The following is a 13814-nucleotide window of genomic DNA, read 5'->3' as shown; positions in this document are numbered from 1 at the left end:
ACCAAACGATTTCAATGTCATTATCGAAATCCCTGCTAATGCACCCCCAATCAAATATGAATTCGATAAAGCATCGGGCGCTATCATCGTCGATCGTTTTGTTGGCACATCGATGTCCTACCCAATGAACTACGGCTTTGTACCGCACACTCTGTCGCTGGATGGCGATCCTGTTGATGTGCTGGTTCACACCCCATTCCCATTGCTGCCAGGCATGGTCATCAAATGCCGCGCGATTGGCGTATTAGGCATGGAAGACGAAGCTGGTATAGACGCAAAAGTGATTGCCGTACCCGTAGAAAAAGTATGCGCCATGTATGCACACATCCAAACACTGGAAGACCTGCCAGAACTGCTCTTGGCTCAAGTAAAACACTACTTCGAGCACTACAAAGACTTAGAAAAAGGCAAGTGGGTGAAGATTACTGGTTGGGGCGACAAAGCCGCAGCTCACGCAGAGATCATGGAAAGCTACGATCGCGCGCAGAAGTAATAAATACTCGGTGGGAAAACCCTGCCGGTAGATACGCAAGATAAAACGCGGGCTTCACCCGCCCTACAAGATGATGAATCTTAAAGGGTGAGTGAGGCCCGCGTTTTTTATTGTGCTTTGAGCTTACAAAACCCAAATCTTGAACCACGGAGGACACAGAGAGCACGGAGTTTCACGGAGAGAAACAGGAGTTGAATTAAGCTATTTTCTTTGGATTTTAGGCATTATCAAATTGACTAATCTGGGCCTCAATCACGGCTAGTCGCACGGGGCTTAAATCTCCCCTGAAGCACGCCGAAGCGAGGAACAAGCGGGGTGGAGCCGTCGTCAATTCGTGTTTGAGCGAAGCGAGTTGAATTGACGCCACCTCGATTGTCCGCAGCGAGGGGCCTTCGTGTTTTTGAGGTTGCGGTTTTGCTTACTTTTTTGGCCGTTCAAGAAAGTGAGTCCCTCGCGGGGGACTCCAGCACCTAAACCAACGTGCCGAAGGCACTAAAAAGATGATCGCTGCGTAACATCAATTACGCCCCCAAATGATCCGCATGAAAACGTAAATGCGCTTCAATAAAGCTGGCGATAAAGTAATAGCTATGGTCGTAGCCGGGCTGGATATTTAATGTGAACGGCCACTGTTTGGCCAAGGCAATTTTTTCTAAAGCATCGGGCTGCAATTGCTGCGGCAGAAAGCTATCTTGATCGCCCTGATCAATCAGCAGCGGCAACATTTGCGTGGCGTGCTGCATTAAGTGGCAACTGTCGTAAGCCAGCCATGCGCTTCTATCGTCCCCAAGGTATTCGCTGAACGCCGTTTCACCCCAAGGCACTTGGGAAGGATTCACAATCGGTGCAAAAGCCGAGGCAGAGCGATAGGCTTGCGGGTTTTTCAAGGCAATCATCAAAGCGCCATGCCCACCCATCGAATGCCCACTGATGGACTTGCGATTGGTCACCGGAAAATGCCCTTCAATTAATGCAGGCAATTCGGTAACGATGTAATCGTACATCTGGTAATGCTGCCGCCAAGGTGCCTCGGTGGCATTCACATAAAAGCCCGCCCCCTGCCCCAAATCATATCGCCCCGCATCGGCCACATCGCTGCCTCGTGGGCTGGTGTCTGGCATCACCAAAGCAATCCCCAGCTCTGCCGCCACCCGCTGCGCGCCTGCTTTGGTAGCAAAATTTTCATCATTGCAGGTCAGGCCAGATAGCCAATAAACCACCGGCACCTTGCCCCCCTGCGCCGTTTGCGGCGGCAAATACACCGCAAACGTCATCTCGCACGAAGTGCTGCTGGCCTGATGCTTATAGCGCTTATGCCAGCCACCAAAGTTGCGGTTACTGCTAATGAGTTCCAGAGACATAAGCATCCTTTAGATATCAAAAATCTAAATATCTGTAAGCAAAAATCTTAAAAAAGATCTGTAGACACAGAGAACACGAAGAAAAACAGCGAGAAAACCATTGAGAAAAAACTCAAAATTCATTCTGATTTACAAGATTCGTCGCGAGCCTTGGTAGAGCGCTAAACCTTGAAACACAGAGTAAAACGAGGACACCGCGTTCACAGAGAAAACCTTCCAATCATTGGTTTCCTCTGTGGAACTCTGTGCTCTCTGTGTTCTCTGTGGTTCGAGATTTCGCTCCCTTAGCTTTAAGCTAAAGCATCTTTATCACCAGAAAATTTATTCGTTTTTCTCCCCGTTCTCTGTATCTACAGAAGTTAGGATTTTTTATACGCGAATAAAACCTTAAAAATGAATCACCGAGCGAATTGATTTGCCTTCGTGCATGAGCTCGAAAGCCGTATTGATTTCTTCCAGCGGCATGGTATGGGTAATGAAATCAGACAGAGCAAACTCACCTTTCATATAGCGATCGACATAGCCTGGCAGTTCGCTGCGGCCACGCACGCCGCCAAAGGCAGAACCGCGCCATACTCGGCCAGTAACAAGTTGGAATGGTCGAGTAGCAATTTCGGCTCCGGCTTCTGCCACGCCAATAATCACCGATTCTCCCCAGCCCTTATGGCAGCATTCCAAGGCAGAACGCATCACATTTACATTGCCAATACATTCAAATGAAAAATCCACCCCGCCATCGGTCATTTCTACGATCACATCCTGAATCGACTTTTCAAAGTCTTTAGGATTAATCACATCGGTCGCGCCTAGCTGCTTGGCAAGTTCAAACTTACTGGTATTGATATCGATACCAATAATCCGGCTGGCCCCCGCCATACGCGCGCCTATCACTGCCGAAAGGCCGATCCCGCCCAGCCCAAAAATCGCCACAGTGTCGCCCGCTTTTACCTTGGCAGTATTCATCACCGCGCCCATGCCGGTGGTGACGCCGCAGCCCAGCAGACAGACCTCTTCTAACGGCGCTTCTTTATTGATTTTTGCCAGCGAGATTTCTGGCAGCACGGTGTATTCAGAAAAAGTAGACGTGCCCATATAGTGATAAATCGGCTGACCGTCTTTATAAAAACGCGTGGTGCCATCCGGCATCACACCGCGCCCTTGGGTGGCGCGGATTTTTTGGCACAGATTGGTTTTGCCCGACGTGCAATACTTACATTCGCCGCATTCCGGGGTGTAAAGCGGAATCACATGATCGCCAATCGCAACGCTGGTTACGCCCTCGCCAATCGCCTCCACCACGCCAGCACCCTCATGGCCCAGCACCACAGGGAAAATCCCTTCCGAATCCTTGCCCGATAAGGTGTAAGCATCGGTATGGCAAACCCCACTCGCCACGATACGCACCAACACCTCGCCTTTTTGCGGCGGCATCAGATCAAGCTCTTCAATCACTAAAGGCTGATTAGGCCCCCAAGCCACAGCAGCACGTGTTTTAAGCATCTTCATGGCGAATCCTTGCGTTTTGATTAGCACCATTTTAACCATTACCCAATTAAAGATAATTAGCCTAATAAGAAAGATATTGTTACTGGTGTGCAATAATTGGGGGCTGACGTACTGTGCTTTCGCTTAGCAACTCTTCGAGTTGTACGCAGAGCTTCGAGTACGTACGGTGCTTAGTAGGTTGGGTTAGCTGGTTTATTCGCCGTGTAGGGCGGATAAACCAGCGTAACCCAACATTTAGGCGCAATGTTGGGTTACGCGATAAAGCTGCTAACCCAACCTACTGGTATTTTTGAATTGATAGGACTGGGTAAAACCCGCCGTTTTAACCGAGAATCAAACAATGCAATGGCAAGGTATCGTTGAATTTATCAGCGTGGCTGAAACGCAAAGCTTTACGCTGACGGCGCAAAAGCTGGAGATGTCGGTGGCGCAGGTTAGCCGCCAAGTTAGCGCGCTGGAGCAGCGCCTTGCCGCGCGTTTATTGCACCGCACCACACGTAAAGTCAGCCTTACCGAGCAAGGGCAACTCTATTATCAATACTGCCGCCCGCTGCTCGATGGCCTGCACGAGGCCGAGCTGGCGCTGCTGCAAACGCAAGATAAACCGGTCGGAAAACTACGCATCACCGCACCGGTTTATTATGGCGAAACCGTGGTGGCCCCCATCCTGCACCAATACCTAATTGATTTTCCCCAGCTAAACGCAGAATTACTTTTAGATAACCGCAAGGCCGATCTGGTGGCCGATCATATCGACTTGGCGATTCGGCTAGGGCCGATGGATGAATCGTCCCTGATGGTGACGCAGCTAGGCAGCCGTATTCACCATGTTTGCGCCTCACCGCAGTATTTAGATCAATACGGCACCCCGCATACGCTGGCCGAGCTAAAGCAACACCAGTGCTTAATTGGCGCGGTAAATATGTGGCGATTTAAGGAAGGCACGCAGCACCGCGAAATATCCGTAAACGGGCGCTTGCGCTGTAATAGCGGAGGCAGCCTAGTACAAGCTGCTTTAAAAAACTTGGGACTGGTGCAATTGCCGGATTATTACGTCGATACTTATTTGCAAAGCGGCCAGCTAATTAGCGTGCTCGAACCCTTTGCACTCACAGACGGCATCTGGGCCATCGCGCCACGCAGCCGCTTTGTTCCACCCAAAGTTAGCCGCTTTATTGAATACCTGAAAGCGGCTTTATTGTCGGAATAAAAATACGGGAAAAACCCAAACCTTGAACCACTTCGGCCCCAGAGAACACGGAGTTTCACGGAGAAAATAGCTTATGAGTGAGGTTTTATAGGGTGTACAACGGCGAAGTCGTTGCGCACCGAAAGCGGTGCGCAAGAAAAACAACTTGCACACCCTATACAAAACCGGACTTTGCTCATTTTTGACCTTAAATTGATAGGATTAGGTTTCACCCGCCCTACAAAAGCACAAGTTAGCCCCCCGCCCGCTTTACCACCCAGCCCTTAGGCTTTAAAAACTCCAGCACCACATCACAATGATCCCCTTGCACTTCGATCACGCCGTCTTTAACTGTGCCGCCTGATCCGCAACGCGTTCGTAGCTGCTTCGCCAGCACAGCTAATTCATCATCATCCAAGGGCACGCCTTTGATTAGCGTTACACCCTTACCCTTGCGGCCCTTGGTTTCCCTAGAAACGCGCACCACGCCATCACCCGCTGGACGAGGCTGTTTTTTGCAAATGCAGGCGTCTTTGGGCTGGCTGCAATCCGGGCACATCGTGCCGTGTTCGGTGGAATAAACAAGGCCACCTAAAGCTTTTTTCATCATGATATTTTTATAGGTAAAAACTGGACAGCGGCAGTCTAAGCCATTCCAGGATATTTTATGAAGAAAATATGACTAATTTGCGGAAAGGCCGTTGACAAGCGGCCAGAGGGATCGTATTATTCGGGCCTCTGTGGGGGGGTTACCCCAGCGGTCAACGGGTCCGGACTGTAAATCCGGCGGCTTAGCCTTCGAAGGTTCGAATCCTTCCCCCCCCACCAGAAACCAACTAAACAGGCGCTTAGCCTGTTTTTTTTCGCCTGCAGTTTATAGCATGCGGCGCTTTGAATTCGCACCGCAGCTATCCCACCAAAGCTTAAGATCTCCCCCAAGCGGCTCTTTCATTAATAAACTGATAGTAGCGCAGTAGCATAATTTGATTATTTCTATCCAAAAGTGCTGGCGGCACGGGGCCAAAAGTGGCTGATCGCCGCACAATCTGCAAAGCCGCTTCATCTAAAGCAGGATTGCCAGAGGTTTGCTCAAGTGTCAGTGCAGCGATATTGCCATCGCCATTGAGCACTAGCCGAAACTGCAGAGTGCCAAACATCGAGCGGCCATTTTCATCCTTAGGGAAATTCATTTGCCCAATACGCTCCACCTTTTTACGAATCTGCGGCTCCCAAATCGCAAATAAAGCCCGTGTATCCACGCTTTGCTGCGCCCGATTAGCCCCATCTTCTTGTTTATCTTCTTTAGGCTTGATATCGGCGTAATGGGTAATCAATTCGCGTGGCTTATTGCTGCTTAAGGCATCACCTATGCCATCAATCACCACTTCTTTTGTGGCTACCTGCTTGCTTGCTACCTCACTCGCTGGACGAGCAGGCACGGAGTAATCTTTTTTCTGCACCACACGAGTGGGCGCTTTAGTCATCACAGGGGGTGGAGTGGGGACGGGAGTAGGTTCAGGTGTTGGCTTAGACTTAGACGCTGGCTTGGGCTGCAATTGCAGCTGAATCGATGAATCCCCCTGCTGTGGCAAAACACGCGGCGCAGCAGCGGGTAGCAATAAAAATGACAGATGCGCAAGAATAGAGAGGGTAAGGCCAGACCATAGCCAGACCGAGCTTTTCTTGATTTCATAAAACGAAGCGTTATCCATAGCACCCGAATAGAAAACTGTGCGGGGCATTCTACATAAGCACTGGCCCTTATAACAGTAAACTTCTGTCATTCACTGGCATAACTACCAACACAGCTTAAGTTTCACTTCATATTCAAGGTATCAAATCATGGCTTAAAGAGTGCAAAACAGAGAATCCCCATGCTAAAGAAACTCCTGCCCCTCCTCTTGCTACTGGCAACGGTGCTCTATGCCGTCTGCAGCTACATGCAAAACGGCCTGCCCAGTCAATATTGGGATTGGCGACATGAGCTGGTGCTGCTAAGCGGGGTGCAATTAATGAGCGTGATGTCGGCCGCCATGCTGCTTGCCGCACGCCCAAGCTGGCTAGAAAAGCCGCTTCATGGCTTAGATAAGATGTATGGCCTACACAAACAGCTAGGCATTGCTACGGGCCTACTACTGGCCTGCCACTGGCTGATTAAACTATCACCCAAGCTGGTGATGGCGCTAGAGTGGGCTACCCCCAAAGTTAAACATGCTAAGGGCGCAAAAGATCCGCTGATGTCGCTCGCCAAAGATATGGGGGAATGGGCCGCTTGGGCGGTGTTGGCCATGGTGATCTTAGCCCTGCTTCGCGCCGTGCCCTATCGTCTGTGGCGAAAGGTGCATAAGCTATTTGCACCGCTGTATTTGATGGGTGCTTTTCATGCCTTGATTTTAATGCCTCAAAACCTATGGCTCAGCCCCGTTGGTGCTTTAATGGCAGCCTTACTCGGGATTGGCTCAATCTGTGCGATCTATTCCCTATCGGGAAGAATTGGCCGTAACAAACAAGTCAGTGGCCAGATTAGCCAGATCACCCCACTTTCTGCCAATCAGCTGGAAGTCATTTGCCAGATGAATAGCCCATGGCCTGAGCATCAAGCAGGGCAATTTGCCCTGCTAAGCTTTGATCCAAAAGAAGGTACACACCCTTACACCATCGCCTCTGCCCCCCGCAAATCAGGCGAGCTACGCTTTATCATTAAATCACTTGGCCACTACACCAGCACCTTAAGCAGCACGCTAACAGTAGGCCAGCGCATCAAGGCAGAAGGCCCTTACGGCGGCTTTGATGGTGGGCAAAACACGCAGCGCCAAGCGTGGATCGCTGGTGGCATTGGCGTTACGCCCTTTTTAGCTTGGCTAGAAAGCCCCAACTTTAACAACGCACAAATCGATTTTTATTACTGTATAAAAAGCGCAGCCGAAGCCGCTAAATTGGATGAGATTCAAGCCGCTTGCCTAGCAAAAAACATCCGCCTGCACCTTATAGAGGGCCAAAGGCTAAATATCGCCCAAATACAACCCGAAAAGCTGGCCGATATCTGGTACTGCGGCCCACAAGGCTTAGGCACGGCGATTAGCCAATATCTATCCCAGATGAGCCAGCCCCCACGCTTTCATCACGAGGCATTTTCTATGCGCTAAATAAGCAATTGCCGCCTAAAAATTCTACTTTAGGTGGCAATTTATCTGACGCCCCTTACATCGTAATCGGCTTGAATAAAAACCAAGCCAGCACACTGCAATTAATCAGCACCGTTAGCCAAAACACCACTAAAAACGCCATTTTCTTCGACTTATGCCGATATCTTTGCTGCGCGCATAAAGCCCCAGGCCAGCCGCCTAATAATGCCAGTAGATGTAAAGTACGCTCTGCCACTCGCCAACGCTGGTTTTGTGCCGCCGTTTTATCAAAACCATAAATAAAATAAGTGATCAAACTCAAAACACCATACAGCCCCAAAATTAGCCACGGCAATTGGCCGATGAATGCGGCCAAAAATAAAACTCCACAAAAAAGCGTGGCAAATATCATCGTTAAACTCGTCTAATTGTTCATTATAAAAAATACTAACATTCAATCTCCGGCCCAATAAACCCCAGCCTTGCAATTCAGTCCGCAGCATATCAGTTAAAATACAGACCGCTATGTTGATGCCCTATTTAGAAAAACATAGCAGAGCCTGAGCATAACCTCGCCCAATGATTACGCGACTCTCAGCCTGCTCCGCCAAAACTATCCAGCATGGCGCTTGCTGGCCTCTCCTCATGCACCACTCATTGCCAGCTTTTTGCAACGCGTGTTTATCACGCCCAATGTCCGCGTAATGAGCGAGGCCGATTTAAACGAGGCATTAACTAATTTATAAAAATCAGAGGATATAAGATGAGTTTGGCAGCAAAATTTTTTCGCTGGCATCGCTGGATAGGCTATCTAGTGGCATTGCAAGTATTAGCTTGGATTCTTGGTGGCTTGCTGTTTGCATGGCTGCCTTTTCAAGACTGGATTAAATGTGGTGAGGTGATGGATAAACCGCGTCAACCACTGCCCGCCAATTGGGCTAGTAAAATCGGGGCTCTGCCTAGTGACAAAGGCCCGCTGCTCAGCATCCAGAGCTTGGCCACGGCACAAGGCCCAGCGATCAAGCTGCATTATGAAAAAGAAGATCTGCTGCTCAGCGCCGCAGGCGGCAAGCTTGGCGAAGCCAGCCAGGCCAGCGTTAGCCAATTTGCCCGCAGTATTTACAAAGGCGATGGTGTTTTAAGCGAAGTACTCAAAATTAAAGAAGGCCCGCGCCGGCTTGGCATGGTGCATGAGTTTGCTGCGCGCAAAAATATCTGGGTGGCGCGTTTTGACGATAAGCTACAAAGCCGCTTCTATTTTGACGGCCACAGCGGCGAGCTATTGGCGGCAAGAAATGAAGCGTGGGTGCTCTACGATTTTTTCTGGCGGCTGCATGTTATGGATTACGCCGAAGGTGAAGATTTTAACAACAGCCTGCTGCGCGGCACATCTATCATCGCCATGCTGCTAACCATGACCGGCTTTGCACTAAGCTTTTTCGCCCTCCGCCGCAGCTGGCGCAGACGGTACAAATAATTGTAGGGGCACGGCATGCCGTGCCCTGATGCTAAACCAGCATTTTCCAAGCTAAGCCCAGCACGGCACACCCAGCAATCACAGCCATCACGGATATTTTATATCTGAATAACGCCACGGCAGCCGCAAATGCAATCAGCGCGGATGGCCAGTCAAGTCCCCCAGCAACACAGCTGTAGGGGCACGGCATGCCGTGCCCAGATACATACCCCATAGGCCACAACACGTGATAGCCAAAAAATAAGGCTAAATTTAAGATCACCCCCACCACCGCAGCGGTTATTGCAGTCAGCGGCGCGGTAAATTTAATATCGTTATGGGTAGATTCCACCAACGGGCCACCAGCCAAAATAAAGATAAAAGATGGCAAAAAAGTAAACCAAGTCACCAGCGCAGCCGCAGCAGCCCCCGCTAAAAATAAGCTATCTGGCCCAAACAAAACCTTGGTATAGCCCCCCACAAAACCAACAAAGGCCACCACCATAATCAGCGGCCCAGGTGTCGTCTCCCCCAGCGCTAGCCCCGCTATCATCTGTTGCGGATTCAGCCAGCCATAGTGATCCACCGCGCCTTGATACACATAAGGCAATACCGCATAAGCACCGCCAAAGGTCAACATGGCCGCCTTACTAAAAAACCAAGCCATTTGCGTTAGCGTGTGATCCCAGCCGTAATTCGCCAGCAGCCAAGCCACAGGAATCGCCCACAGCAGCAAGCCTACTCCACACACTTTAAGCAATGCACCCCATGAAAAACGCGCATGTTCCGGTGTCGGGGTATAGTCATCAATCAGTGCAGGGGCAGACGAGATACCCGCCTTTGCATGGCCACCACCCACTTTAAATTGCTCAGGTACAATGCGCCCGCCAAGATAACCAATCGCCGCAGCCCCAGCCACAATCAGTGGAAAAGGCAGTTTAAAAGCAAAGATCGCCACAAAAGACGCGGCAGCAATCGCCCATAGCGTGTTATTTTTTAGCGCTCGTGAGCCGATACGATGTGCAGCCTGCACCACAATCGCCGTTACCGCAGGTTTAATCCCATAAAACAGGCCAGCCACAATAGGCTGATCACCAAAGGCGATATAAACCCACGACAGTGCAATCAAAATAAACAACGATGGCAGCACAAACAGCACTCCTGCCACAATTCCGCCACGGGTTTTATGCATCAACCAGCCAATATACGTTGCCAGCTGCTGCGCCTCGGGGCCGGGCAAAACCATGCAGTAGTTCAGCGCGTGCAAAAAGCGCCGCTCAGAAATCCAGCGCCGGTTTTCTACCAGCTCCTGATGCATGATAGAAATCTGCCCAGCAGGCCCGCCAAAGCTGATAAAACCTAGCCTTAGCCAGAATCCAAAAGCCTGCCAGAAGCTCACCGGTGCTGGAGTATATTCAGCTGCAGTAAGCGCTGAAGCTTCATCTTTTTTCATCGTTTCCCTTTCAAAACAGAATAATGACTCAGGATCAAAGCTTTATTTCCAACAAAGCTCGGGCAGTTCTATTTGTTCGGCTGGTGGTAAATTGCTCACGCTGGCCATTAAGATCAGCGTAATAGGATTCGGCGATATGATCTTCAGCCAGTAGATTGGCCAGCGAGATACGTAGCTGCACGGCAGGATTAATCTTCCATAGTCCATATAAATCTAGCAAGCGTTTGGCTGGTGATTTTATTGTCTGAGTCAGAGATAGCCGCGTGGTAGCGGCGCTTTGAAAATTAAAATTCCCCCCCGTTGTCAGCGCGCCAGTTTTGTAATCAATTCCAAAATTAGCACTGAGCGGCGTTTGCTGATCCAAACGGTTGTCTGGCCCAGGAACAGATTCAAGCTTCGACCAATTCGCCGATATATTGGCTCGCACATCTAGCGCTGGTGCCTCAGCTATATACTGGCGCAGATTAAACTTGGCCTCCAGCTCAACACCAAACAACTCAGCACGGCCTTGGTTGCTACGCTGTGATAGCCATACGCCATTCGTTTCGGATAACTCAGACAGAATCACATTATCAATCCGGCGGGTATAGCTACTGGCACTCAGCACACCCCCTTCACTCAGATAATGCTCAAACGCCAGATCAGCGCCCCATGCTAACTCTGGCCTGAGATTTGGATTGCCCTCTGTATCGGGAGTGGTGGCGCTGTTGTCATTGGCCACAACACGGCGCGGCGTTAAATCGCGAGTCGTGGGTGCTTTATAGGTGCGAGATAAGGCAAATCTTAGCTGGTCTTTTTCACCGAGCTTCCACAAAGTGTGCAGCACAGGGCTCAGCACGTCGGAGCTATTTTCAAACGCATCCTGCGCCGTACTTTGGCTGCGTATCCCTTCCCAGCGTAAACCTAGGTAGGCCGACCACAGCGGCGAGATTTGCCATTCATCCTGAGCAAATACGGCGAGCCGACTCACCTTGGCCCAATAGCTTTCATCCAGATTATGAGCGGGTATAGTTTGAGTGATTTCACGCTGAATATTATCTTCGCTACGCTGGCTATATTCCCCATCCCAGCCCAGTGCAAAGGTATGGCCCTCTATATAGCCATTAGAATATTTACCGCTTAAGCTAACACCTTGGTCGAGCACATCGGTGGTGATCCGCCGATTTAACACCGGCTGAGCATGCATATCAAAGCCATCAAGGCGGCTTTCTGCATGGCTACGATGATCTGCTACACCTAGTTTGATATCTAGCTTTGCCCCACTATCTAGCTTATGTAGCCAGCCTAGTTTGCTGCGAATTTGGCTGCTATCGGCGTCCAGCACAGAATCATTGCGAACCAGCGGCGGTAATCCCCCCAGCACAGTCTGGCGGCTTTCATGGCTGCCGCCAGTGGAGCGCTGAAAGCGCAGCAGGCTCTCCCAAGTTAAACTATCGCCGCCATCTAAGGCCCACATCAGCCGTGGTGCTAAGTTAAATCGCTGGTTCTGACTTCCATCTTGCTTATCTGTACTGCGTTGCAAGCGCAACAGGCCCTGCCCATCAAACTCAAGCTGCTCAAGTTTGGCTAAATAATGACTCTTATCCTGCCCTAGCCCAGCAGCCACGGTATAAGAAAATGCACCATCCTGATCGGCAAACAAACCATCCAGCGATAAAGCAGGCTGCCCATCCGTGTCGGAAACAGCCAGCTTGAGATCGCGGCGGGCCATTTCAATTTTTTTCTTTAAAATAATATTAATAGAGCCAGCAATGGCCTGTGCGCTGACATCCGCCGTTGCAACACGGGCAATTTCAATACGCTCAATCAGCTCAGGGGATAACGAATCTAAAGAAAAACCAGGCGGGGCCCGATCGCCATTTAGTAAAATCTGCGTATAACCACTGCCAAGACCACGCATTCTGATCTCACCACCACGGCCCTGCACTCCCCGCACACTAATACCCGGCAAACGCTTTAAGACATCGGCGAGGCTGCTATCGCCATAGCGAACAATGTCCGCGCCCAGAATCACTGTTTTAGCCGCAGTAGATTCACGCCTATCATCGCCATCCTTCACCCCGCGCACCTCAACCCTCTGCACTTTTTGCACTTGGCCCTTTGGCTCGCTCGAAACAATCACGGGCTCTTCAGCCATCCCATGCAAAGCAATCAAGCAAAATAAAGCGCAAGGTACAGAGATAAAAAATCGCATGGCTAATTTTTAATAAAAGTAAGATCGCTTACTATGCCATATTGATAAAAAATACACCCAACTTATATTGAATATTCATATACATTTAATAAATGTAGTTTATTCAGCAGCATTCATATTTGCAATCCATTCCAATAATCCTTGCTCTGCACCGTTTTCAATACAGATCACACTGCTTTTTTTCAGCAAATCTGGGATATGTTTATCAATATAAACAATCTGCGGATGCCTACCTGCAGCTCGAATCATTGCGATCGGATCCACCACATTAAGACTCGTTCCTACAATGATAAAACTATCATTACTGTTTAAACCATGAATAAGCCAATGCAAAGCTTCGTATTCAGGGGCCATTTCACCAAAAAACACAATGCCCGGCTTAACCATTGCGCTACTACATGCTGGGCATTCAATTGCCTCAAAAGCTTGCTCAGCAATATCCCAATAATGAAAGCAATCGGCACAAGACATCTGATCAATTCGCCCATGCAAATGCAAAACATCTAAAGTGCCGACTGCTTCATGCAATAAATCAATATTGCTAGTGATCACCTTAATCGACTGGCTTTGCTGTAATTTTGCAATCGCCCTATATCCAGCATGCGGCTTAGCCTGAGCATATTGCAATTTACGTTCGTTATAAAACTGAAACGTTAAGTCTCGAATAGCCTGATCTTGGATAAATCGAGGGAAATTACAAACTTGCTTAATATCATAATTCTCCCAAAGCCCCCCGGAATCCCTAAAAGTAGGCAGCCCAGAGTCAGCAGCCATTCCTGCACCGGTAAAAAAATAAATCATTAGATTCTCCCGCTCATATCCTGTTTCAAAATAGCCGATTATGAATCTTTAGTGCTCTTTAGTGCTCACACCAGCCCCCCCCCCCACATTTCTTGCGCGCAAAGCAAAACCCCCGCCTCTTTCGAGTACGGGGGTTCTGTTTACTACGTCTTTACTACTATAACGTGCGAATCTTTGATTCGCTCAGTAAGGGGTGTCTGGCGATGACCTACTTTCACACAGGTAATCTGCACTAT

Annotated in this window: 13 protein-coding genes and 1 tRNA gene; 6 read left to right on the top strand and 8 right to left on the bottom strand. The window is 49.6% G+C overall.

Going from position 1 to position 13814, the window contains the following annotated elements; all coding sequences use genetic code 11:
- Positions 1–493, top strand: a 493-nt coding sequence (ppa, locus tag Q0R17_RS01480; protein ID WP_293931441.1) for an inorganic diphosphatase, incomplete at its 5' end; no start/stop codon positions are given.
- 521 nt (positions 494–1014) lie between these two features.
- Here ppa and fghA read toward each other — a convergent pair.
- The gene (gene fghA, locus Q0R17_RS01475; RefSeq protein ID WP_293931448.1) at positions 1015–1848 is read right to left on the bottom strand and encodes an S-formylglutathione hydrolase; all 834 of its coding nucleotides are present in this window, start codon (positions 1846–1848) and stop codon (positions 1015–1017) included.
- A 393-nt stretch (positions 1849–2241) separates the two neighbouring features.
- A complete protein-coding gene (locus Q0R17_RS01470) occupies positions 2242–3354 on the bottom strand; it encodes an S-(hydroxymethyl)glutathione dehydrogenase/class III alcohol dehydrogenase (RefSeq protein WP_293931445.1) in 1113 nt (370 codons plus the stop codon).
- Between the two features lie 346 nt (positions 3355–3700).
- Between Q0R17_RS01470 and Q0R17_RS01465 the strand changes: the two genes are divergently transcribed.
- Entirely contained in the window at positions 3701–4570 is an 870-nt protein-coding gene (locus Q0R17_RS01465; RefSeq protein WP_293931439.1) for a LysR family transcriptional regulator, read from the top strand.
- A gap of 232 nt (positions 4571–4802) precedes the next feature.
- Here the strand turns inward: Q0R17_RS01465 and Q0R17_RS01460 are convergent, their stop codons facing one another.
- Positions 4803–5159, bottom strand: coding sequence for a translation initiation factor Sui1 (locus Q0R17_RS01460; RefSeq protein WP_293931436.1), 357 nt, complete (start codon positions 5157–5159; stop codon positions 4803–4805).
- 132 nt (positions 5160–5291) lie between these two features.
- On the opposite strand from Q0R17_RS01460, the gene Q0R17_RS01455 reads away from it, so the two are divergent.
- Positions 5292–5377: transfer RNA gene (locus tag Q0R17_RS01455), tRNA-Tyr, on the top strand.
- A 95-nt stretch (positions 5378–5472) separates the two neighbouring features.
- On the opposite strand, the gene Q0R17_RS01450 is transcribed toward Q0R17_RS01455, so the two are convergent.
- On the bottom strand, positions 5473–6291 hold the full coding sequence (locus Q0R17_RS01450; RefSeq protein WP_293931433.1) for an energy transducer TonB: 819 nt from the start codon (positions 6289–6291) through the stop codon (positions 5473–5475).
- Positions 6292–6423: 132 nt separating this feature from the next.
- Here Q0R17_RS01450 and Q0R17_RS01445 point away from each other — a divergent pair, with 132 nt between their 5' ends.
- Complete coding sequence (locus tag Q0R17_RS01445; protein ID WP_293931431.1) at positions 6424–7695, top strand: ferric reductase-like transmembrane domain-containing protein; 1272 nt, start codon at positions 6424–6426, stop codon at positions 7693–7695.
- Between the two features lie 55 nt (positions 7696–7750).
- On the opposite strand, the gene Q0R17_RS01440 is transcribed toward Q0R17_RS01445, so the two are convergent.
- Positions 7751–8050: a DUF1294 domain-containing protein gene (locus Q0R17_RS01440; RefSeq protein ID WP_293931428.1), complete on the bottom strand. Its 300-nt coding sequence runs from the start codon at positions 8048–8050 to the stop codon at positions 7751–7753.
- A 184-nt stretch (positions 8051–8234) separates the two neighbouring features.
- Between Q0R17_RS01440 and Q0R17_RS01435 the strand changes: the two genes are divergently transcribed.
- Complete coding sequence (locus Q0R17_RS01435) at positions 8235–8420, top strand: DUF3375 family protein (RefSeq protein ID WP_308446349.1); 186 nt, start codon at positions 8235–8237, stop codon at positions 8418–8420.
- Between the two features lie 17 nt (positions 8421–8437).
- The gene (locus Q0R17_RS01430; RefSeq protein WP_293931426.1) at positions 8438–9151 is read left to right on the top strand and encodes a PepSY domain-containing protein; all 714 of its coding nucleotides are present in this window, start codon (positions 8438–8440) and stop codon (positions 9149–9151) included.
- 31 nt (positions 9152–9182) lie between these two features.
- Here Q0R17_RS01430 and chrA read toward each other — a convergent pair whose 3' ends face one another.
- The 3 genes from chrA to Q0R17_RS01415 form a co-directional block, all read right to left on the bottom strand.
- Complete coding sequence (gene chrA, locus Q0R17_RS01425; protein WP_293931423.1) at positions 9183–10583, bottom strand: chromate efflux transporter; 1401 nt, start codon at positions 10581–10583, stop codon at positions 9183–9185.
- A 34-nt stretch (positions 10584–10617) separates the two neighbouring features.
- Positions 10618–12777 (bottom strand): TonB-dependent siderophore receptor, encoded by a 2160-nt coding sequence (locus Q0R17_RS01420; protein ID WP_293931420.1) that lies wholly within the window; start codon positions 12775–12777, stop codon positions 10618–10620.
- A 99-nt stretch (positions 12778–12876) separates the two neighbouring features.
- A complete protein-coding gene (locus Q0R17_RS01415; RefSeq protein ID WP_293931417.1) occupies positions 12877–13578 on the bottom strand; it encodes a Sir2 family NAD-dependent protein deacetylase in 702 nt (233 codons plus the stop codon).
- Positions 13579–13814: the final 236 nt, after the last annotated feature.

Source organism: Iodobacter sp. (genome assembly GCF_025352645.1).
Lineage (GTDB): Bacteria > Pseudomonadota > Gammaproteobacteria > Burkholderiales > Chitinibacteraceae > Iodobacter.
The sequence above is the reverse complement of the archived record's forward strand: the minus strand, read 5'-3'. Positions and strand labels throughout refer to the sequence as shown.